Raw genomic sequence first — 21,601 nt, 5'->3', positions numbered from 1 at the left:
GCCGGACTCAGCTGCCCTGCGATCCGATCCAGAAGTAGGCGATCGCACCGAACACGAAGAACGCTATCCACAGCCAGCCGAGCCACTTGGCGGCCTCCGCGAACGGTGCGCCGAGCTCGCCGGTGCGGCGGATGGTGCGCAGCGAGGTGTAGGCCAGATACACACCGATCGGGGCCGTCACCCCGAGCACCGACAGGACCAGCGCCACCACGGACAACAGATTGGTGTGCGTGGCACCTGTGCGATCTCCGGCCACACTCGTCTCCTCGGCCTCACCGGAACCCCGGAACGAGCCGGCCCTGAGGGAGGTGTCCCCGTAGGAGGTGTCTGGGATTCCGTCGCCGGCCGTCAGGTCCCTGTGGTCCTGGTCGACGCCGGCGTCACTGTCACCGTAGTGAGTGCGCTCGCCGGACGCGGGCGACACACCGGGAGCGGGACGGCTGATCGTCGGCGCGGCCTCGGTCGCCAGGTCGTCCCGGACCGTCGTCACCTCGTCGGCCCTGTCGGTGACGGGCTGGCGCGGGCCGATCATCGTGCGGGCGGCACCCGGGTCGGCAGGTGGCCGGTTTCCGGGGCCGTGCGGTCCCGCCGGGCGACCCTGACCGGTGTTGAGGGGAGGCGGACCGGGCCTGTTCGGCGGCTGGCCCGTCGGAGCCTGTCCCGGCCGCTGCTGGCCGGGCATTCGGTAACGAGTGCTGGTGGGAGGCCCCGACACGGGTCCGCCCTGCGGCCGGTAACCGGGCGGGGGACCCATCCGCGGACCGGTCTGGCCGGGCGGCGGTCCGGCCTGTTGACCGGTAGGCGAGCCGTGTGTACCGGTGTTCCAGCGCGCCCGCTGACCGCGCGCGGCGTCGGCGGGCAGGCCTCCGGTGACGGGTGCCTGCTGCCGTTCCCAGGGCGCTCGCTCGCCGGCGGACCGGGTGTCACCGGTGAAGGAACCCACGGAATCCGCGACGTCCGCGGGGTGCGGGACGTCGGATTGTCCTGGTTCGTCGGCAGTCACGTTCTACAAATTACCCACGCCGGGCCCGATTGGGCACATCACCGGCGAGTCTGTGATGAGTTCGGGGCGGGTTGGGCCGCGAGGCAGGCCTCGCCATGACTCAGAGGCAGGCCTCGCCATGACTCAGAGGCAGGCCTCGCCATGACTCAGAGGCAGGCCTCGCCATGACTCAGGGGGCCGGGGCGGGGCCGAGTTCCTGGACGCGCGGAATGGTCGCGGACACCGGCGGGTGCTCGGTGCGCGTCTTGCGGACGGCGAAGACCACCCCGCCGAGCAGGGCGGCAAGCGCGGCGACGATGACGGCGATAATCGGTTTCGGCACGCCGTCAAGGGTAACGGGTGCCTGATCGGCCGGGATCGGCCCAGGTGAGCCGCCTTGTGGTGTTCGCGATGTCCGAGGTCGTGTTCGGGATGCCCGAGTGGTTGTATGGAGGGCGTGAGTATCAAGACACAGACCGCGACTCTGCACACCAACCGCGGCGACATCGTCGTCGAACTGTTCGGGAACCACGCTCCCAAGACCGTTGCCAACTTCACCGGCCTCGCCGACGGCAGCCAGGACTACAGCCAGCCGAACGCGGCCGGCAGCGCCGAGGGACCGTTCTACGACGGTTCGGTGTTCCACCGCGTCATCGCCGGATTCATGATCCAGGGCGGCGACCCGACCGGCACCGGCCGCGGCGGCCCGGGCTACCGCTTCGAGGACGAGTTCCACCCCGAGCTGCAGTTCGACCGTCCGTACCTGCTCGCGATGGCCAACGCCGGCCCGGGCACCAACGGCTCGCAGTTCTTCATCACCGTCGGCCCCACCCCGCACCTGAACCGCCGCCACACCATCTTCGGTGAGGTCACCGACCCGGCGTCGCAGAAGGTCGTCGACGCCATCGCCACCACCGCGACCGGCCCGGGCGACCGTCCCGTCGACGCCGTTGTCATCGAAAGCGTGGAGATCAGCTGAACGCGGCTTTCCCGCAGGGCGGGCCGGTGGTGACCTGCTACCGGCATCCGGATCGTCCCACCGGCCTGGCCTGCAGCCGGTGCGGGCGGCCCGCCTGCCCCGAATGTCTGCGGCCCGCCTCGGTGGGCCAGCACTGTCTCGAATGCCTGCGCTCCGACGGCGCGGCGCAACCTCGGCAGGTCCGCCGCGGATTCACCGGCTCCACCGGGCAGGCCGTCGCCGCGCCCCGGACCACCCGGTACCCGTACGTCACGTACGGGCTGATCGCGTTCAACGTGCTCGTTTTCGTCATCTGCGTGGGTCAGGCCGGCGGCACCGACATGCTCAACTCGTCGCTGTTCACCGACTGGGCGCTGTTCAAGCCGTTCGTCCACGACGGCGAGTACTGGCGGCTGCTCACCGCGGGTTTCCTGCATTTCTCGCTCACCCACATCGCCGCCAACATGCTCTCGCTGTTCCTGTTGGGCCGCGACCTGGAGCTGGCCATCGGTTATCCGCGGTACGCGGGCGTGTACCTGGCGTCGCTGGTGGGCGGCAGCGCGGCGGTGATGCTGTTCGCCGGCGACCTCACGATCAACGCCGGCGCCTCGGGCGCCATCTACGGCCTGATGGGCGCGATGCTGGTCATCGTGCTGCGCATGCGTGCCTCGCCGGTGCCGGTGTTGTCGATCATCGGCCTCAACATCGTGCTGTCGATCACCGTGCCCGGCATCTCGCTGGCCGCCCATCTCGGCGGTCTGCTGTTCGGTGCGCTCGCGACCGCGGGCCTCATCTATCTGCCGCAGGTCGCCGGTGATCGTGGGCGCACTCCGGCCGGTGCGAGCCTGCTCGGCTGGGCCGTCATCGCGACGCTGGTGATCGTGGGCATGGGGATCGCCGTCGGCGCCGCCCTGGCCTACGAGCCGACGTCGGCGATCATCCGCTGACGACCGGCCGGGACGTCGCGACGACGGTCCCGGCCGGGTGTCCGGGCTCGGGTGTCCGGGCTCGGGTGTCCGGGCTCGGGTGGCTACGGGCTGTACGCCCACACCGACACCCAGTCGACCAGCAGGTTGCCGTTGTGGTTGCCAGTGCTGTTGGTCTCGGTCTGCAACTGCCACCGCATGGGTGTGTCGGGGATCCAGCTGGTGGTGTTGAGGACCACGGTGCCGTCGAGCAGGAGCCGGATCCGGCCGGGCATCCACTCGATCGTGTAGGTGTGCCAGTCGGTGAACCGGGCCTGGGTGTTCACCGACTCTTGGCAGCCGTTCACGCAGGCACCCTCACGGGCGTAATGGTGATATCCCCAGGCTGTTCCGGACAGCGGTGCCTCGGGGAAGTCGATCTCCCCGTCCCACGGCCAGTTGTCGGAGGCCGGCCACAGCAACCACGCCACGCTGTACTCCGACAACGTCGGGGTGTCTACCTTCAGCCGGGCGCTGTACCGGCCGTACGTCTGATACTGCGAGTTCCCGTCGATGACGGGTGACGGATTGGCCCCGGCCGGGCGGCCGTCGACGTTGTGCAGGTGGAAATTGAGGACGCCGCCCGCGACGCTCAGCACCTGATCGGGCCGGTACGGGTTCCGTGGGACCGTGTCGACCCAGCATTGCGGGTAGGTCCGCCAGCGCTGTCCCTGTGCGCCGGTGTAGACGATCTGGTCGGGGCTGCAGGGGTTGGCCCAACTGCCCACCGGGGCGGCCTTGGTGAAATCGTCCCAGAAGATCTGTCGCCAGCCGGGCAGATTCCCTTGCGGCACAGGTTGACCCGACGGATTGCCCGGTGGGTTGGTGCCGACCGGGACGGCCTCCCAGTGCTGGGCGTTGGTGTTGTTGCAGTCGTACTGGGTGATCGGATTCCCGGGGATGTTGACGTTCCACTGGTTGTCGATGCAGCGTCCGGACCCCCGGTTCATGTAGCGGGCGGATCCGTTGCTGTCCCATTTGTAGTAGTTGGACGAGGTGCACGTCTGCAGGGTCAGGCGGGCGCCGCCGGCGCTGCTGCGGCCCGCGGGTCCGACGCAGCGTCCCCGCATGCGAACGGTCCCGTTCTGGTCGATGGTGACCTGTTGCGCCTGGGCCTGGGTGCAGTCGGCGAGGACGAGCCCGGTTCCGACGGCGGAACCGGGGGCCTCGATGCAGCGGCCGTTCGGGTTGCGCAGGTACACCGTGGCATCGACGGCGTTCGCCGGGGCGAGGGGGACAACCGGGGTGAGCATGACCGTGGTCGCCGTGACAGCGATGGTGAGGGCGGACATAGGGCGGGGCCGGGTGAGCGACCTGCTGCTGCGGCGCCCGGTCGTGACTGTCGATCCGGATGGGGGCGGTGGCCCCTCGGATCTCTCGGTGACGGGGCCTGCGGAGCGCGGATCTGAACTGCCGGAAGAACGCATAAAACACCTCACTCATCGATTGGCGGCACAGCAGTGCCGCGAACGGGTGTTGCGCAAGAGATGCCCCATGTCTTGTGGGGCTGGTGTTGATGATGTGAGGCAGATCTCGACGATGTGGCAGAGTGGGTGCCGCTGTTACCAAACCGGAACTTTGGGTATGTGAATAGCTTCACGGTTGGGAAACATGAGGTTGCGCATAGCGATGCGCAGTACGCGGCATCACGGGGTTCCGCGGCGGAACTAGCGTTCGATGACGAATCCGGCTTCCGACAGCACGTCGGCGACCTCGTGCGGATCGGCACCGAGGTCCCAGCGATTGAGCACGACGAGCGTGGTGTCCGGAAGCGTCCCGGCCGGGTACTGGGCGTCTGGGGTCTGGGCGTCTGGGTTCGGGTCGTCGGCACCCTCGCGCAGGATGTCCAGCTCGAGCTGGTGGCTGTGCCGGCCGATGCGCCGCAGCTGCCGGACGCGGATCCGGTCGATGTCGGCGGGCGTGTAGGTGCGGGGGCCGCCGATGGTGCGCAGCGTCAGTTCGGGTGCGGGCCGCGTCGCCAGGCGCAGTCGGGGTCGCAGCAGCAGCGCGTACGACGCGAAACCGAGCAGCAGCAGGCCCGCGAAGGCCATGAGGACCAGGCCGACCGGGTCGGACGACAGCACGACCGATCCGCCGAGCAGGATCAGGCCGCCGATCGCCATCGCCGCACCCGCCAGGGTGGGCGTCGACCACTCATACACAGATCCATCACCAGGGTTATCCACAGAAAACACTCACAGGTGGGGATGAGTTACACACATGTGATTCCACAACTGGGGATAACCGGTGCATGATTCGATGCAATTCTGTGGATAACGTGATGCGGAGGTGGTTCGTGTGACCAGAGTTCGCGTGGCTCGGGATTGTCGGGCGAACCGCGTCACCGCCAGCGCATGGTCATCAGCAGGCCGACGACCATGAACGCGAAGCCGATCAGGAAGTTCCACGGGCCGAGTTCGTACATCCAGTTGAGGATCTTGCCGTCGCCGCCGAGCGCGCTGGGGGTGGCGACCAGGTAGAAGACGATCAGCCAGATCAGCCCGAACAGCATCAGGCCGAGCATCAGGGCGACGTAGAGGGAACTGGAGGGTCCGGTCTTCACCTTCACCGGCGTACGGCTCGCCGGGTTGATGGTGTAGTCGGTCTTCTTCCTGACTTTTGACTTCGGCATGACTTCCTCGTTGCTCGTGCCCCGGCGCGTGTCACACACGGCGCGCGCGTTGCCGGCGAGCGCTGGGGCCTGTGTGGGGACTCTCCCCACCCGGTTGTGATCCTGGTATAGCGGATCGGTTGCTCACTACGGTATCCCACCTGGTCGGCTCATCGCGAAGACCAGGCGGCTACACCGGGCGTGCGGGTACGGCCAACTCAGCCGATGGCGGAGGCCATCTGCGCCTCGAGCTCGGCGACCGTCGCCTCGGGGACGTCGATGCCGCACAGGGTCAGCCAGTTCGCGAGCATCCGGTGTCCGCCCTGCGTGAGCACACTTTCCGGGTGGAACTGGACGCCGTGGATCGGCAGGTCGCGGTGCATCATCGCCATCACGATGCCGGTGTCGGTGCGGCCGGTGACCATCAGTTCGTCGGGGATCGTCTCCGGTACCACGGTCAGCGAGTGGTAGCGGGTGGCGGTGAACGGGCTGGGCAGACCCGCGAGCACGCCGGTGTTCTCGTGGTAGACCAGCGAGGTCTTGCCGTGCAGGAGTTCGGGCGCGCGGTCGACGGTTCCGCCGAAGTACGCGCCGATGGCCTGATGGCCCAGGCAGACGCCGAGCAGCGGTTTCCCGGTCCGCGCGGCCACCCCCACCAGCGGCATCGTCGCACCCGCCCGCTGCGGGGTGCCGGGGCCGGGGCTCAGCAGCACCCCGTCGAACCCGGCGACCGCGGCCTCGTACGCGGCGTCATCGGTGCCGAGCGCGTCCTCGTCGTTGCGCCAGACCACCGTCTCCACCGACAACTGGCCCAGATACTGGACCAGGTTGTACACAAAGCTGTCGTAGTTGTCGATGACCAGGATGCGTCCGGAACTCACGCGATCAGGCTACCGGCTTCAGTTCGGCAATAAACTTGCGCGCCCTACGACCACTGCCACCTGTTCGCTCTTGTCGGTGCGGGTGCCCGCGGCCGGCGACTGGCTGAGGATCTTGCCGTCGTCGCGGCTGCCGAGCGGCACGTTGCGGTAGGTGACCTCGAGGCGGCCGCCCTCGTATCCGGCGTCGGACAGCATGCTGCGTGCCTGTGCGGGCGTGTTCCCGGTGACATCGGGGACGGTGTACTGATTGCCGCGGGAGACGGTCACCTCGACGGTGGTACCGATGACCACCGTGGTCCCGGCGCCCGGCGAGCTGCTGATCACGTTGCCCTTGGCGAAGTCGCTGTCAGCCTCGGTGCTGGACATCTGCAGGCCGTTCTGTTCGAGCACGGCCCGGGCCTGTGACTCGCTGAGCCCGTTGATCTCGGGGATGGTGACCATCTTGGGGCCGGTGCCGATGAAGATCACGACGGCGCTGTTGACCGGGGTTTCGGTGCCCGTGGGCGGGGTGGTCTTGACGACCCGGTCGCGCAGGTCCTCGGTGGAGTCGACGGTGTCGAGTTTGACGTTGGTGAAGCCGAGCACGTCGAGCGCCTTCTGTGCTTCGTCCTGCGTCTTTCCGTGCACGTCGGGGATCGGCTGCCGCTGCGGGCCCGTCGACACGTACAGGGTCACCTCGGAGCCGTCGTCGGCCTTGACGCCGGGGCCGGGTGCGGTCCGGGTGACCTTGCCGGCGTCGACGTCGAGGCTGGCCTCGCCGAGGCGTTTGACCTTGAAGCCGGCGGTTTCGAGGATGGTGCGGGCGTCGGCGGCGGATTTGCCGTCGACCGCGGGCACGGCGACCTGCGGGGCCTCGTCGGAGTCCCACGGCGCCCAGAACACGAGGATCCCCGCGACCAGCACCAGCACCGCGGCGATCGCGCCGAGGATCAGCAGCGGTCGCCGGCGGTTGCCCGGCTCGTCGGTCTCCACCTCGTCGGTGCCGCCGCGCTCTCCACCGCCGCCCCGGCCGTTGGTCCGCAGACTGCGGCGCGGCCCGGTGTCGAGGAGGTCGCGTTCTTCCGCGCTGAGCACCATCGGCGCCGACGGTTTGCCGCCGGCGAGCACCTTGATGAGGTCGGCACGCAGGTCGGCCGCCGACTGGTAGCGGTTGGCGGGGTTCTTGCTCATCGCCTTGAGCACCACCGAGTCCAGTTCGGGTGGCAGGTCCTCCCGGATCGACGACGGCAGCGGCGGTTCCTCGTGGACGTGCTGGTGGGCGACGGCGACCGGTGAGTCGCCGGTGAACGGCGGCTGGCCGGTGAGCAGCTCGAACAGCACGCAGCCCATCGAGTAGATGTCGCTGCGCGGGTCGACCTTGATGCCGCGGGCCTGCTCGGGCGACAGGTACTGGGCGGTGCCCATGACCGCCGACGTCTGCGTCATCGTCGACGTCGAGTCGTTCATGGCGCGGGCGATGCCGAAGTCCATGACCTTGACCGCGCCGGTGATGTCGATCATCACGTTGGCGGGTTTCATGTCGCGGTGCACGATGCCGTTGCGGTGCGAGAAGTCCATCGCGGCGGCCACGTCGGCCATCCACGTCATCACCTGCCGCGGCGACAGCGGGCCGTCGCTGCGCAGGATGTCGCGCAGCGTCTTGCCGTCGACGTATTCCATGACGATGAACGGCAGCGGGCCGCCTTCGGTCTGGGATTCGCCGGTGTCGAAGACCTGGACGATCGTCGGGTGGTTCAGCTTGGCGGCGTTCTGCGCCTCGCGGCGAAACCGCAGGTAGAACGACGGATCGCGGGCGAGGTCGGCGCGCAGGACCTTGACGGCCACGTCCCGGTTGAGCAGGGTGTCGCGGGCGAAATGCACTTCGGACATACCGCCGAAGCCGAGCGTTTCGCCGAGTTCGTACCGATCGGACAGATGGTGAGGCGTCGGCGTCATGGGTGGCTTCTCACCGTCCTTTTCTTCTCGGTCAGCTTACTCGGCGGGGTCATGGGTAGCGCGGGCGCGTGGGGGCTCATGGGAATTGCGGCAGGCCGGGGATGGAGATGGTGATGCCACCACCGGTGTCCTGTTCTTCGGGTTCGGTCTCTCCGGTGCCGGTGTCCTCGCCGCCCGTGTCCTCGGTGCCGGTGTCCTCGGTGCCGGTGTCGTCGGTGGTCGTCTCCTCCGTGGTGGTGTCCTCGGTGGTCGTCTCCCTGGTGGTCGTGCGCGTGGGCCGGGGCTCCTCCTCGGTGACCTCGGTGGTGGTCTCCGCCTCGGTGTCGTCGTCGGAGGGGTTCTGGGTGGTCTTGGTGACCGTGGTGGCGGGTGTCTTCGGATCGCCGTTGTCGGAGTCGGCGTTCACCAGCCAGTACGCGACCACACCGAGGGCGACGAGCAGCAGGATCCCGGCCAGCGCGGCCAGCACCTTCTGACCTGTCGTCCAGTTGCTGTCGGGGGTGGTGGGACGTTGCTGTCGCGGCGGCGGTGGCGAATTGTAGTTCGGGCCGCTGTAGGTCGACGTCGACGGCGAATACCGGGCCGATGTGGCCGGTCCGGTGCCGATGACCCGTGTCGCCGACGTCGGACGCGGCGCCGGGTTGATCGAGCTGGTGGCGGTGAATCCACCGGGCCGCGGTGGCCTGCGGCCGGCCCGCACGGCGGCGACGGCGTCGGCGAACTCGCCGCCGTTGGCGTACCGCTGCCGCGGATCCTTGGCCATCGTGATCTCGATGAGTTCGCGGACCCCCGACGGCAGGTTGCTGGGCAGCGGCGGCGGTGTCTCGCGGATGTGCTTCATCGCGACGGTGATCGCGCCGTCCCCGAGGAACGGCCTGCGCCCGGTCAGCGCCTCGTAGCCGACCACGCCGAGCGCGTACACGTCCGACGCCGAGGTCGCCTCGTCGCCCGTGGCCTGCTCGGGCGAGATGTACTGGGCGGTGCCCATCACCATGCCCGTCTGGGTGACGGGCGCGGCGTCGACAGCCTTGGCGATGCCGAAGTCGGTGATCTTGACCTGCCCGGTGGGCGTGATCAGGATGTTGCCGGGTTTGACGTCGCGGTGCACCAGGCCCTGGTCGTGGGCGGCCTGCAGTGCCCGGCCCGTCTGTTCGAGCATGTCGAGGGAGTTGGCCAGCGACAGCCGGCCCATCCGTGAGATGACCGAGTTCAGCGGTTCGCCGTCGACCAGTTCCATCACCAGGTAGGCCAGCGGTTCGCCGGTGCCCCGGTCGGGTGTCTCGCCGTAGTCGAAGACGTTCGCGATGCCCGGGTTGTTGAGTTTGGCGGTGGTCTGGGCCTCGGTGCGGAACCGGGCGGTGAACTCGGGGTCGTTGGTGTACTCGGATTTGAGCACCTTGACCGCGACCCGCCTGTTGAGCCGGGTGTCGAGGGCCTCCCACACCTGGCCCATGCCGCCGGTGGCGATCAGCCGCATCAGCCGATAGCGGTCGGCGATGGTCGTTCCATTCGAAAGGGTCATCCGCCTGCACCTCCCAGCCGTGCGTTGATCACGGCGCGCCCGATAGGCGCCGCGACGGCGCCACCGGTTGACGCCTCCCCCAGGTCGCCATTTTCCACGATCACCGCGACGGCCACCTTCGCGTTCGACGATGGCCCGAACGCGATGTACCAGCTATACGGTGTTTCGCCGGTCCCCGATTCGTCGGAGTGTTCGGCGGTTCCGGTCTTCGACGCGATCGACACCGCCCCGCCCGCGCCGGACGTGTGCCGTTCGGACTGGATCATCAGCTGCGTCAGTGTTTCCGCCTGGTCGGCGTCGATGGGCGAGTTGATGGTCGACGGCTGCGTCGTGTGCAGTGTCCGCAGGTCGGCGGACTGCAACTTGTCGACGAGGTACGGCTGCATCCGCACGCCGCCGTTGGCGACGGTCGCCGCCACCATCGCGTTCTCCAGCGGGGTCACGCGCACATCGCGCTGCCCGATCGACGACTGGCCGAGCGCGGCCAGGTCGGGGATGTCACCGGAGGTCGACGTGGCCACCGGCAGCGGGATGTCGGCGGCCCGTTCGTTGAGGCCGAAGCGGGTGGCGGTGTCGACGAACGACGAGGTCGGGTCCTTCATCTTTTCCGTGGTGAGCTGCACGAACGCTGTGTTGCACGAGTACTGGAAGGCCTGCGTCAGCGACACCGTGCCGCCGGAACTGTCGGGGCAGCTCTGGCCGCCGTAGTTGGTCAGCGTGGTGTTGGTGTCGGGCAGCGTGATCCCCGACGACGAGGTCAGCCGCTGGTCGGGGGTGATGCCCTGGCGCAGTGCGGCAGCCGTGGTGATCACCTTGAACGTCGATCCCGGCGGGTACAGCTGGTTCACGGCCCGGTTCAGCATGGGGCTGGTCACCGTGTCGGCCGCGTTCCACCGGGTCCAGGCGTCCTCGCGCACCTTCTGGTCGTGGCTGGCGAGTTTGTTGGGGTCGTAGCTCGGTGTCGACACCAGCGCGAGGATCTTGCCGGTGTTGGGTTCGAGCGCCACCACCGCGCCGCGGCAGCCGCCGGAGCAGCCCTCGCGCATGGCGTTGTAGGCGACCTTCTGCATCTTGGGGTCGATGGTGGTGACGATGTTGCCGCCGCGGGGGTCGCGGCCGGAGAACATGTCGAGGAACCGCTGACCGAACAGCCGGTCGTCGTTGCCGTTGAGGATCGAGTTCTCGTACTGCTCGATGCCGGTGCTGCCGTACTGGAACGAGTAGAAGCCGGTGACCGGTGCGAACGCCGCGGCCCCGCCGTTCGGGTAGCTGCGCAGGAACTTCAGCCGCCCGTCGATGGGGGTCGACGCGGCGATGACGGTGCCACCGGCGGTGATCGCGCCGCGCTGGCGGGCGTACTCGTCGAGCAGCACGCGGTTGTTGCGCGGGTCGGCGCGCAACGAGTCGGCCTTGAAGACCTGAACGTAGGTGGCGTTGGCGAGCAGGGCGACGATCATGATGATCACAGCCATCGATACGCGCCGGATCGGTGTGTTCATGCCTTGCGGACCACCTGCGTCTGCAGCGATTCGACGGCCTTGGGCGCCGGTTTCGGCTTGGCCGTGTCGGGTTCGCGTGCGGCGTTGGAGATGCGCAGCAGGATCGCCACCAGGATGTAGTTGGCCAGCAGCGACGATCCGCCGTACGACATGAACGGCATGGTCAGACCGGTCAGCGGGATCAGCTTGGTGACACCGCCGACGACCACGAAGATCTGCACCGCGATGGTGAACGACAACCCGGCGGCGAGCAGCTTGCCGAAGCTGTCGCGGACGGCGATGCCGGTGAGCAGGCCACGCGCGACGAGGATCATGAACAGCATCAGGATGGCGGCCAGACCCACCAGGCCGAGTTCCTCACCGAACGAGGCGACGATGAAGTCGGTGTTGGCGAACGGCACGATGTTGGGGCGGCCCGAGCCCAGGCCGGTGCCGAACAGACCGCCGGTGGCCAGCCCGAACAAGGACTGGGCGAGCTGGTAGCCGTTGCCGGCGAAGTCGGCGAACGGGTCCTGCCAGATCGAGACGCGCAGCCGCAGGTGGGCGAACAGCTGGTAGGCGAGTAACGCGCCCAGGATGAACAGGGTGACGCCCAGGACCACCCAGCTCACGCGCTCGGTGGCGATGTAGAGCATCGCGAGCATCGTCGCGAAGATCAGCAGCGACGAGCCGAGGTCGGTGGAATAGACGAGCACGCCGAGCGACAGGCCCCAGGCGACCAACAGCGGACCGAGGTCGCGCGGCCGCGGGAAGTCCATGCCGAGCACGTGCTTGCCGGCGGTGGTGAACAGGTCGCGCTTGGACACCAGGAACGACGCCGTGAAGATGATCATCAGGATCTTGGCGAACTCGCTCGGCTGGATGCTGAACACCGGGGTGACGATCCAGTTCTTGGAGCCGTTGACCGAGGTGTTGATGCCGGGCAGGAACGCCAGCATCGCGGGCGCCGCGAGCAGCACGAGACTGCACAGGCCCAGGATGTAGGCGTACCGCGAGAGGGTGCGGTGATCGCGCACGAAGAACAGGATCGCCGTGAACGCGATCAGGCCCAGCACCGCCCACAGCAGCTGCTGGTCGGCGTTGTGGGTGGCCTCGGTGGCGTTGACGGTCTCACCGGTGTGCCCCGACCCCAGGTCGAGACGGTGGATCATGACCAGGCCCAGGCCGTTGAGGACGGCGACGATCGGCAGGATCAGCGGGTCGGCGTACGGCGCCAGCCGGCGCACCACCATGTGCGCGGCGGCGAACAGCGCCGCGTAGGCGGCCACGTATTTGGCCAGATCGAGGGTGACGGTCTGTTCCTGGGCGGTCTGCACGATCACCAGCGCCACGGTGACCAGTCCGAGTCCGAAGCCGAGCAGGACCAGTTCGGTGTTGCGGCCGGTGCGTTGTTTGGCCGGGTTCCCGGGCGGGGCGTGCTGGGGTGCGGGAGCGGACATCAGACGGTCCCCCGGCAGACCTTGTTGCCGTTGTCGTCGCGTTGTTCGGGGACCGATGCCGACGCCGCGGTGGTGCCCTCGGGCAGGCCGGGGCTCGGCGTACCGGTTGATGGTGCCGTGGTCTTGCCCGCCGGGGCCGGTGTGGTGTGCGACTGGGTTCCGGGCCGGGACGGTTCGGGTGTGCGCGGTGTGGGGGAGCGGGGGTCGCGCGGTGCGGGTGCCGGCTGGGGAGCGGGCGCCGGTGCGCACATCGGCAGGAAGCTCAGGTCGCTGACCGCGTCCTCGGCCTCGTCGAGAGACTTGTTACGAATAGCATTGCTGCGCAATGTATTCCGGTCGATCTCCTGCAGATCGGACAGGTCGAGCGCGGCGCAGTCCGAGTCGGCGGAGTACTCGACGAAGTACACCTCGGGCTTGTCCTGGTTCGGGTTGCGCACGCAGGCCCGTTTCGCGCCGTCGCTGAACGTCAGGAACACGATCTTGTCGGGCGAGCCCTGGAAGATCACCACCTTGCCGTCCTCGACACCGGCGTAGTGGCTGTTGCTGAACATCGCCCGGATCACGAAGAAGCCGGCGACGATTCCGGCGACGATGAGCACGGCGAGCGCGACGGCCAGCCACTTCCACAGCGGGTTCTTCTTCGCCGCCGGCGGTTCGTCGTCGATGATCGAGGGCCTGCGGGGCTCGGTGGGCGGCGGCCGGAGCGCGGCGGCACGCCCGGCGGCGGTGGCCGGGTCGGGGGTGTAGCTCTCGTCCTCGCTGCCGGCGGCGCCGCCGACGATGGGCCGCGAATCGCCGTACTGGGTGTCGACGACGTCGGCGACCACGACGGTCACGTTGTCGGGTCCGCCGCCGCGCAGCGCCAGCTCGATGAGCCGGTCGGCGCAGGCGCGGTGGTCCTCGACGGAGCCGAGGGTGTCGGCGAGGGTCTCGGAGGTGACCACGTCGGACAGTCCGTCGCTGCACAGCAGGTAGCGGTCGCCGGGCCGGGCCTCGCGCACGGTGAGGGTGGGTTCGACGGGCTGACCGGTCAGCGCCCGCATGATGAGCGATCGCTGCGGGTGCACGTGCGCCTGCTCGGCGGTGATCTGTCCCTCGTCGACGAGGGTCTGCACGAACGTGTCGTCGCGGGTGATCTGGGTGAGCTGGCCGTCGCGGTACAGGTAGGCGCGGGAGTCACCGACATGGCACAGACCGATCCGGCTGCCCGCGAACAGGATCGCGGTCAGGGTGGTGCCCATGCCGTCGAGTTCGGGGGAGCGGCTCACCTGTGCGGCGATGGCGTCGTTGCCGCGGCGGGTGGCCTGTTCGAGTTTGTCGAGGAGGTCGCCGCCGGGTTCGTCGTCGTCGAGTTCGCGCATCGCGCCGATGACCAGCTGGCTGGCCACCTCGCCCGCCGCGTGCCCGCCCATGCCGTCGGCGAGCGCGAGCAGCCGGGCGCCCGCGTACACGGAGTCTTCGTTATTGGCGCGCACAAGGCCACGGTCGCTGCGCGCGATGTAGCGCAAGACAAGGGTCACGGGCGGAGCTCGATCACGGTCTTACCGATGCGGATCGGTGTGTTGATGGGGACGCGGACCGCGGTGGTGACCTTCGCGCGGTCGAGGTAGGTGCCGTTGGTGGAGCCGAGATCCTCGACGTACCAGTCGTCGCCGCGCCGGGACAATCGCGCGTGCCGTTCGGAGGCGTAGTCGTCGGTGAGGACGAGCGTCGAGTCGGCGGCGCGGCCCATCAGCACGGGCTGCGCGCCGAGGGTGATTCGGGTGTTGGCGAGGGCACCGTGGGTGACGACGAGGTAGCGGGCGGAACCCTTGGCGTGGTCGCCGCGCGCCCGGCGGTCGCGCCGGATGATGCGTGAGCCGCCCGCGGTGGCGATGTCGGCACGGATCGTCCGGATCACCGCGTAGACGAAGAGCCAGAGCAACAGGAGAAACCCGAAGCGGGTGAGCTGAAGTACCAAGCCCTGCATGCCGTCGTCACCTCCTGAACTCGCGTCGCTGATAGCCGGGCGCGGCCCGGCCACCGACAGCCCAATCGGGCCCCGCCGTCCATGACGGGCCCGACTGCATCATATGGGCAGATCCTTTGAAGGCACTCATCGTGGAGTGACAGTTCGGTCTCAACATCGGATCTGCGCAGGTCGCGCGTTGACGGCGACCTGCGTGGGTGCCCCCCGACGGTACAGCGGCCGGATGACGGCGGCCGGGCACCGCGGGTGCGGGAGGCCGCGCGGGGAGCTACTGGAAGCGGACCGAGATGTCGGAGTGGCCGACGCGGATCCGGTCGCCGTCGGCGAGTTCCCAGCTCGACACCTGCAGGTCGTTGACCGTGGTGCCGTTGGTGGAGTTCAGGTCGGTCAGCATCGCGACGCTGCCGTCCCAGCGGATCTCCACGTGCCGGCGCGAGACACCGGTGTCGGGGAGACGGAACTGGGCGTCCTGGCCGCGGCCGATGACGTTGGAGCCCTCACGCAGCTGGAAGGTGCGGTTGCTGCCGTCCTCCAGGTACAGGGTGATGGCCGCGGGGGCGTAGCCGGCCGCCTGGCGCCCGTAGGCGGGGTCGTAGCCGCCCTGCGGTGCGTAGCCCTGCTGGTAGCCGCCCTGCTGGCCATAGCCCTGGTCGTAGCCGCCCTGCTGGTAGCCCTGGTCGTAGCCCTGCTGGTCGTAGCCGCCCTGCTGGTAGCCGCCCTGGTCGTAACCCTGGTAGCCGCCCTGCTGGCCGTAGCCTTGGTCGTACCCGCCCTGCTGGTAGCCGGCCTGGTCATAGCCCTGCTGGCCGTAGTAGCCCTCCTGGCCCTGCCCGTAGCCGGGTTCGGCGGCGCTGCGGCGCTGGTCGTAGCCGGATTCCTGAGACATCTGTGGAGCTCCTACTTGTCGGTTCGCACCATGGGGTTGTGGTGCTGCGGGTGGTTGTGGCTCGCTCCCCGGTCCCGGTTGGGATGCCGGTTGTGCAGGCGCGGGTTGGGTCGGTGGCCGTATCGGCCGGGGTCGGGCATCGGGGTCCACTGCCCCCTGAACACGAAAGATACCGATGTGTAGCGCCGGGGTCTCTGCGAACTCGACCACGACTTGTCCGTACGTCTGCCAGCCATTGTCGCGGATGTACGTGTCCAGATGCTTGGAAAACATCTTTCGGTTCAGTTCGTACTCCGCGGCGATCTCCGCATAGTCGGCCGAGCTGAGCTGCAGGTTGTACCGGTTGGCGACCAGGACGGTCCCGTCTCCGAGGTTCTCTCGCGACTCCTCGGCCTCCCGCTGGAGGCCGGTCTCGATCTCCTGCGGTGCGACCCGGCCCGGGAAGACGCGGGCGAAGCCGTCTTCGACGCCGCCTTCGAGCTTGCGCTCGATCCGGTCCAAGAAACCCATCCCGCTCCTTTCCTGCGTCGAGTCGTATGTCGAGTCGTTATCAACGGTTGGCGTGTCATGAGTGCACAACGCCTCGTCAAATGATAACGATTCCCTGCCAAAATCACCCCGTCAAGTCAACATCTGCACCATATGCAACTTCAGCCCCACTTCACCAGGGCATATTGGTACGATTCGCGATCACAAATTCGCAATGCACAGCAAATCCGCGCACATTCATCCCTGCTCCCCGCCATGAACAAACATGCTGGCGTGCTTGATTCCCGAGTGCAATCCCCGTCATCCACCCGACCACCCCACCAACCATCTCGCTCCAGCGCCGGACGCGACGACCCTTCTTGACCCGGCCCTGACGCGACCACACTTCTTGACCCGGCCCCGACGCGACCACAATTCTTGATCCCTGAGGCCGAAGCGAGGAACGAGCGAGGGTCTCGAAGGGTCAGGTGACCCGACAGCCATGACGCCCCCACCTCTTGCCACACCCGGTGCACGACGCCCCGCACCCCGCCCTGACCAGCCGTTTTGCGATCCTCCCGAACACCCTGCTATCGTCGTCCAGTCCGAACGACATCCCAGTTGACCGGGCAGCCACGGGCGAGTGGCGGAATGGCAGACGCGCTGGCTTCAGGTGCCAGTGTCCTTCGGGACGTGGGGGTTCAAGTCCCCCTTCGCCCACACTGGCAGAGCCGGATTGCAACAGCAATCCGGCTCTCGTCGTATGGGGGCAGTCGTACGTAGGCGCAATGAGGTTGGGGGACCTGTATGCCGGAGGCGTTCGCAGAGATACTGATGCGCGGCATCGGGTTCGAGGGCCTGCGCGAGTCGATCAACATCGAGATCGCCCATCACACCGAGGCGATGGATACGGTCGGCCAGGATTCACCCGAGGGCCGGGCACACCTCGAGGCGGTCGCCAGGCTGGCCACCGTTCGCCGCCTCCTCACCCCCGACAACCCCGCGGCCGTCACGATCACGGGCCTGCTGCTGGACCACGGCCGCGCCGCGCGGCAGGCGGGCGGGACGGCATGAGTACCCGCGACCGCGAGCAGTACCTGCTGAGCGACGCCGACAGCCGCCGGATCTTCGACGAACGCATCGTCCCCACCGAGTTCGCCGGCGTCGCGGGTGTCGATCACCCGGTCGTCCATTTCTTCGGCGGCCAGCCGGGCGCGGGCAAGTCCGTCGTTCAGGCCTCGGTCATGTCCGCGATCATCGCCGCAGAGGATATCGGCGCAGAGGGCATTGGGGCGGTGGCAGCGATCATCGGCGACGACTTCCGCCCTCACCACCCGGCGTTCCATCGGCTTCTCACCATCGACGACGAGGCCGCCGCCTTCTATACGGACCTGGACTCCGGCCGCTGGGTGGAGCAGGCCATCGCCTGGGCGGTCCGCATGAGGCCGCACGTCATCCTCGAAGGCACCTTCCGTCGCCCCGAGCTGACCGTCGAGACCGCCCGACGATTCACCGCGGCAGGTTTCGCTGCCCACTTGCACGTCCAGGCTGTCCACCATTTCATCAGCCGCACAAGGATCTTCGGCCGCTACCACGACCAGCTCCGCAGCAACGGCCAAGGCCGCTACACCCTGCCCGCCGCCCACGACGCGTCGTACGGCACCCTGCCGGCCTCCGTCGCGGAGATCGTGCGGTCCGGTGTGTTCGCGGGTGCCACCGCCTACTCGGTGACGGGGCAGGTCGTGGCCGAGGCGGCAGACAGGGATCTGTCCGGGATCGTCGATGCCGTTGCAAACGCACAGCAGTCGACGCCCTCACCCGAGGAAACCGGCGACCTTCTCGGACTCCTCGACCGGTTCGAGGCAACCTTCCTGCGCTGCGACAAGACCGCGATCGTCGCCGATCTTCGAGTCCTCCGGTCGGAGATGTTCGACGCAAGAGCCTGAATCCTCGGGCAACTGTTCGCCGCCCATTGTCACTGGTCCCCGATAGAGTCCTGCCCGAAGCAGAGAGTCCGGCATGCGGGTTTCTCGACAACCAGCGGCGAGAGGAGAACTATGGCAACCACATCACAGGCGTTCAAGCCGCGCCATTGCATCGACGAGGGTTTGACTCATCTCGCGACCCGGCTCGACCCGATCATCGGCCGCGTACTCGAGCCGAGCCTCGGTGGTCTGCCGTGGCCGGCGATCCTCACCCAGCTCGACAAGATGTCCAACAAGCCACCGAAGACGTACACATCCAACGATCTTCAGTCGCAGTTGCGGATGCTCACCGAACGACTGGGCCAGCTCGGCTTTCCGTTCGACGATCATTCGCGACTGGTCAGCACCTTGGGCAACGAACTGCGGATCGTCCGCAACAGGTGGGCGCATCACGACGATCTGACGACTCTGGACGCCTGGCGGACAAACGATTTCGCTGTCCGGCTGCTGGAACGTCTCGGCGACGACGAGGGTGCGGCGGCGGCCCGTGGGCTTCGTGACGAGGCGTTCTTCGCTCTCGTCGCGGACAAGGTCGACGCCGGCTATTTCTCCGCACCCGTCACACCGCCGGCCGAACCCACGGTCCCGATCGGTGGCCCGGCGCCGGACACCGAGATCGTCCGGCCGGACCCCTCGGTGCTGACCCGACCCGACGACGCCGACACCCCGACCATCGGTTCGGGCCGGGCCGAGTTCCAGCCCTGGGCGGTCGTGCTGGTCGGTGACGTGGATGTGCTCGATGATCTACCGAAAAAGGCTGCGAAGGAAAAGGTTCGGGCCGTCGCCACGGAGATCGCCGACGTCGAGGGCCCGATCCACCTCGATCGCCTCGCGCAGCTCACCGCGGCCTCCTTCGGGATGAAACGCCTCCGGGCGAAACGGGAGCAGAAACTGGTCTATCAGATCAAGCAGACGGACCTGTTCGTCGACGGCGACAAGTTCGTCTGGCCTTCCGGCCTCGACCCGAAGTCATGGAATGAGTTCCGGCCCAACGACAGTACCGTCGATCGGCCGTTCACTGAGATCAGTCCGGTCGAGATCGCCAACGCGATGCGGCTGCTGCACAGCCTCAATCCGGGATTCGGCGACGGCGAGCTCGATGCCGCCACCCTGCAGACGTTCGGCCGCAAGCGCCGCACCAAGCAGTTCGCCGCTCATCTCGCCAAAGCCCGTGCGCTGCTGTGATCTTCCGGTGGCCATGTGCGATGGGCGGTGGGGCCGTTGAAGGTGGGCGTGTTCGGAGCCCGCAGGCTGGGACGCCGGCGATACAGGATCAACGGCCTGCGCTGCGTAACCTTCGGGCATATCGGCTTTTTCGCGAGTCAGGCCGAGTAGCGATCACCGCCTCGACATCGTCGGCTGCGTGTAGATGTGAGGCGACGGTGTCGTGGGCTGATGGCAGTGGCTGATTCGATGGTGCCAGTGCGGTGCCGGAATCGTCGCGGATGTCGGCGATGACGACCTTCGCACCCTCGGCGAGGAATCGTTCGACGGTGACCAGGCCGATGCCGCTGCCTCCGCCGGTGACGACGGCGACCTTGTCCGCAAGCAGATCAGTCACGATGGATGTCCTACGTCGGCATCACGGACAGTGATTCCGTTAGGGTGGCGTACGTGATTGACGAGTTCGCCACCGAGCCACTGTCCCAGGAGATCGTTGACGCCGTGTTCGCGACGCCGGAGTTCGTTCCGCATCCCTTGTCGTCGGAGCGGCGGGTCGCGCAGGAGCGGGAACGGTTCGAGGAGGCGGTGGCGGAAACGGCGGGTTGGGAACGTGCGGTACTGATCACCTACCGGCCGTCGATCGGAACCACGTCGTGGCGTCAGCGGTACTTCGTCGAGAATCGTTGGCGCAGTGGTGGTCATGACCTTCCGGAGAAACTCGAAAACTATGGCGAGGAGTTCACCCGGGGACTGGCGGCCGATGCGTATCCGGTGAACCTGGTCCTCGCCGCCGATCGCGCGACGCGGACGGTCCGGCACTTTGCGTTCACCGGCCCGGCGGGGCACAAGTGGAACTGGTGGTCGCTCGTCGACGACGACCCGGAGTTCGTTCTCGGCACGCTGTTCGGTGACGATGTGCAGCCGGCCGAACGCGATGATTGGTTGCAGTTGGACATCGAACACCAGGGCCTCGCAGGCAGAATCGCGCGACGTCATGGATCACCGGAGCGACTCATTGTCGTCGACGAAGTGCCCGACCCGCGCGGTGGTCTGCGGGTGGTCGCCGAGGCGACTCCCGGCGATGAGCCGCAGTGGGTGGAGGTCTCGGAACTTGAGGTCGCCGGGATCTATCCCATCGAACACGAAACCGGCACGTGTGGCGACGAATTCGTCGGCAGCTGGCGGATGCGCACCTGGCAGTATTCCGAGATCGAACTCGAATCGGGAGACGGCGGTGACGACTGGCTCGACGGCCGGAATGTCGACGGCCGGTTGCGGCCATCATCGGATGCTGCGCCGGTATCGGTTCCGGGAGAGGTGATTCTGACGATCCGCCCCGACGCCACCTTCTTCGAGCTCCTCACCCCCGACACCGGTATCGAGATCCTCGACGTCGCCGACGGCCACATCGGCAGTCCGTTCCATGGCTACCTCGACATCGTCGACGGCCGCACGTATGTGTTCGCGCATGAACTCGAGCGTGGTGGCGCCCGGAACGAGGCACGCTACGACTTGGATCCGGAGATCGTCGAGGAACTCCACCTCGACGGCGATACCCTGACCCGCGTCCAGAACATGGTCCACGATGGTCTGTACGCCACCCGCTATGTCATGGTCTACGACCGAACGTCATCTCCATTGCCCTGAGCCACTGACCTTTTCGCAACAATATGCACTTCGGGAAACCGGTGGAAACCTTCGCCCGGACGACTGACCGTCCGGAAAACCTCGGTGAAGCCGGCGGAGGTGAGTGCGTCGGCGAGGGTGTCGGGATGCCAGCGCCAGGCGCGGGCCACGGCGTGATCGAACTCGTGAACACCAGGGTTGTCGGAGCCCTGGCAGGCGATCAGGACGAGGCTTCCTTCAGTCAGTCGCCGAAACCACGAGGCCAGAATCTGCCGAACCTGTTGGGGTTCAACATGAATGAGACTGAACCGGGCAATGACCCCGGAACAGTCCTCCAACGCGACCTCCGACGCCCATGCATCAGCGTCGACAAATGAGAGGCCGGGATAGCCGCGCCGTGCGTGCGCAAGCATCGCCGGGCTGGGGTCGATCCCGACGACACCGATCCCGCTGACCGAAAGATATCCGGCGATATGACCTGTTCCGCAACCGATATCGCACACCATCGGCCGATCATCGCCGTCCCGGAGCAGATCGACGAACACATCGACAACCCGCTGTTCGAGAGGAGTGCCAAACGCCTCGGAGAATGTCCCGGCATAGATGTCGGCCATCGCGTCATACCCCGGCTGCTCCACCAAACCTCCATCCGTAAGCGGCGAGGATCAGGCCCAGCATCACACACCGATGGCCCCCGAGATCTTTCCACGA

Annotated in this window: 21 protein-coding genes and 1 tRNA gene; 7 read left to right on the top strand and 15 right to left on the bottom strand. The window is 67.6% G+C overall.

Annotated elements, in window-relative coordinates; translation table 11 throughout:
• Positions 1–7: 7 nt before the first annotated feature.
• Both GOAMR_RS25560 and GOAMR_RS25140 read right to left on the bottom strand, forming a co-directional pair.
• Positions 8–1,003: a DUF4190 domain-containing protein gene (locus tag GOAMR_RS25560; RefSeq protein WP_005187418.1), complete on the bottom strand. Its 996-nt coding sequence runs from the start codon at positions 1,001–1,003 to the stop codon at positions 8–10.
• 169 nt (positions 1,004–1,172) lie between these two features.
• Positions 1,173–1,325, bottom strand: coding sequence for a hypothetical protein (locus GOAMR_RS25140; RefSeq protein WP_005187416.1), 153 nt, complete (start codon positions 1,323–1,325; stop codon positions 1,173–1,175).
• A gap of 105 nt (positions 1,326–1,430) precedes the next feature.
• On the opposite strand from GOAMR_RS25140, the gene GOAMR_RS11475 reads away from it, so the two are divergent.
• Positions 1,431–1,961: a peptidylprolyl isomerase gene (locus tag GOAMR_RS11475; RefSeq protein WP_005187414.1), complete on the top strand. Its 531-nt coding sequence runs from the start codon at positions 1,431–1,433 to the stop codon at positions 1,959–1,961.
• A 26-nt stretch (positions 1,962–1,987) separates the two neighbouring features.
• Positions 1,988–2,887: a rhomboid family intramembrane serine protease gene (locus GOAMR_RS11470; RefSeq protein ID WP_005187412.1), complete on the top strand. Its 900-nt coding sequence runs from the start codon at positions 1,988–1,990 to the stop codon at positions 2,885–2,887.
• Between the two features lie 83 nt (positions 2,888–2,970).
• Here the strand turns inward: GOAMR_RS11470 and GOAMR_RS11465 are convergent, their stop codons facing one another.
• The 11 genes from GOAMR_RS11465 to GOAMR_RS11415 all read right to left on the bottom strand — a co-directional run bounded on the left by GOAMR_RS11465 (position 2,971) and on the right by GOAMR_RS11415 (position 16,157).
• Positions 2,971–4,197 carry a ricin-type beta-trefoil lectin domain protein gene (locus tag GOAMR_RS11465; RefSeq protein WP_005187409.1) on the bottom strand — a complete coding sequence of 409 codons (1,227 nt, stop codon included), beginning with the start codon at positions 4,195–4,197 and terminating at the stop codon, positions 2,971–2,973.
• Positions 4,198–4,572: 375 nt separating this feature from the next.
• On the bottom strand, positions 4,573–5,067 hold the full coding sequence (locus GOAMR_RS11460) for a PH domain-containing protein (protein WP_005187406.1): 495 nt from the start codon (positions 5,065–5,067) through the stop codon (positions 4,573–4,575).
• Positions 5,068–5,246: 179 nt separating this feature from the next.
• A complete protein-coding gene (crgA, locus tag GOAMR_RS11455) occupies positions 5,247–5,537 on the bottom strand; it encodes a cell division protein CrgA (RefSeq protein ID WP_005187403.1) in 291 nt (96 codons plus the stop codon).
• Positions 5,538–5,734: 197 nt separating this feature from the next.
• On the bottom strand, positions 5,735–6,397 hold the full coding sequence (locus GOAMR_RS11450) for an aminodeoxychorismate/anthranilate synthase component II (protein WP_005187401.1): 663 nt from the start codon (positions 6,395–6,397) through the stop codon (positions 5,735–5,737).
• A gap of 18 nt (positions 6,398–6,415) precedes the next feature.
• On the bottom strand, positions 6,416–8,332 hold the full coding sequence (gene pknB, locus GOAMR_RS11445; RefSeq protein ID WP_005187398.1) for a Stk1 family PASTA domain-containing Ser/Thr kinase: 1,917 nt from the start codon (positions 8,330–8,332) through the stop codon (positions 6,416–6,418).
• 76 nt (positions 8,333–8,408) lie between these two features.
• The gene (locus GOAMR_RS11440; protein WP_005187395.1) at positions 8,409–9,854 is read right to left on the bottom strand and encodes a serine/threonine-protein kinase; all 1,446 of its coding nucleotides are present in this window, start codon (positions 9,852–9,854) and stop codon (positions 8,409–8,411) included.
• Positions 9,851–11,353: a peptidoglycan D,D-transpeptidase FtsI family protein gene (locus GOAMR_RS11435; protein WP_005187392.1), complete on the bottom strand. Its 1,503-nt coding sequence runs from the start codon at positions 11,351–11,353 to the stop codon at positions 9,851–9,853. Before GOAMR_RS11435 ends, GOAMR_RS11440 begins: the two co-directional genes overlap by 4 nt.
• Complete coding sequence (locus GOAMR_RS11430; RefSeq protein ID WP_005187389.1) at positions 11,350–12,792, bottom strand: FtsW/RodA/SpoVE family cell cycle protein; 1,443 nt, start codon at positions 12,790–12,792, stop codon at positions 11,350–11,352. Before GOAMR_RS11430 ends, GOAMR_RS11435 begins: the two co-directional genes overlap by 4 nt.
• On the bottom strand, positions 12,792–14,312 hold the full coding sequence (locus GOAMR_RS11425) for a PP2C family serine/threonine-protein phosphatase (protein ID WP_005187386.1): 1,521 nt from the start codon (positions 14,310–14,312) through the stop codon (positions 12,792–12,794). The genes GOAMR_RS11430 and GOAMR_RS11425 overlap by 1 nt, the downstream gene beginning before the upstream one ends.
• Positions 14,309–14,761: an FHA domain-containing protein FhaB/FipA gene (locus GOAMR_RS11420; protein WP_005187384.1), complete on the bottom strand. Its 453-nt coding sequence runs from the start codon at positions 14,759–14,761 to the stop codon at positions 14,309–14,311. The genes GOAMR_RS11425 and GOAMR_RS11420 overlap by 4 nt, the downstream gene beginning before the upstream one ends.
• Positions 14,762–15,029: 268 nt before the next feature.
• Complete coding sequence (locus GOAMR_RS11415; protein ID WP_005187381.1) at positions 15,030–16,157, bottom strand: FHA domain-containing protein; 1,128 nt, start codon at positions 16,155–16,157, stop codon at positions 15,030–15,032.
• 595 nt (positions 16,158–16,752) lie between these two features.
• Between GOAMR_RS11415 and GOAMR_RS11410 the strand changes: the two genes are divergently transcribed.
• The 4 genes from GOAMR_RS11410 (at position 16,753) to GOAMR_RS11395 (ending at position 19,285) form a co-directional block, all read left to right on the top strand.
• A tRNA-Leu gene (locus GOAMR_RS11410) sits at positions 16,753–16,835 on the top strand.
• An 87-nt stretch (positions 16,836–16,922) separates the two neighbouring features.
• Positions 16,923–17,189, top strand: a complete 267-nt coding sequence (locus GOAMR_RS25135) for a hypothetical protein (RefSeq protein WP_005187378.1) — start codon at positions 16,923–16,925, stop codon at positions 17,187–17,189.
• Positions 17,186–18,061, top strand: coding sequence for a zeta toxin family protein (locus tag GOAMR_RS23630; protein WP_005187375.1), 876 nt, complete (start codon positions 17,186–17,188; stop codon positions 18,059–18,061). Before GOAMR_RS25135 ends, GOAMR_RS23630 begins: the two co-directional genes overlap by 4 nt.
• Before the next feature lie 111 nt (positions 18,062–18,172).
• Positions 18,173–19,285 carry a DUF3320 domain-containing protein gene (locus tag GOAMR_RS11395; protein ID WP_005187365.1) on the top strand — a complete coding sequence of 371 codons (1,113 nt, stop codon included), beginning with the start codon at positions 18,173–18,175 and terminating at the stop codon, positions 19,283–19,285.
• Between the two features lie 88 nt (positions 19,286–19,373).
• On the opposite strand, the gene GOAMR_RS25350 is transcribed toward GOAMR_RS11395, so the two are convergent.
• Complete coding sequence (locus tag GOAMR_RS25350) at positions 19,374–19,661, bottom strand: SDR family NAD(P)-dependent oxidoreductase (RefSeq protein ID WP_005187360.1); 288 nt, start codon at positions 19,659–19,661, stop codon at positions 19,374–19,376.
• Positions 19,662–19,714: 53 nt separating this feature from the next.
• Between GOAMR_RS25350 and GOAMR_RS11385 the strand changes: the two genes are divergently transcribed.
• Positions 19,715–20,911 (top strand): hypothetical protein, encoded by a 1,197-nt coding sequence (locus tag GOAMR_RS11385; RefSeq protein WP_138943687.1) that lies wholly within the window; start codon positions 19,715–19,717, stop codon positions 20,909–20,911.
• On the opposite strand, the gene GOAMR_RS11380 is transcribed toward GOAMR_RS11385, so the two are convergent.
• Positions 20,881–21,504, bottom strand: coding sequence for a class I SAM-dependent methyltransferase (locus GOAMR_RS11380; protein WP_170319150.1), 624 nt, complete (start codon positions 21,502–21,504; stop codon positions 20,881–20,883). The genes GOAMR_RS11385 and GOAMR_RS11380 overlap by 31 nt on opposite strands.
• Positions 21,505–21,601: the final 97 nt, after the last annotated feature.

The sequence above is a fragment of the Gordonia amarae NBRC 15530 genome, assembly GCF_000241345.1.
Lineage (GTDB): Bacteria > Actinomycetota > Actinomycetes > Mycobacteriales > Mycobacteriaceae > Gordonia > Gordonia amarae.
The sequence above is the reverse complement of the archived record's forward strand: the minus strand, read 5'-3'. Positions and strand labels throughout refer to the sequence as shown.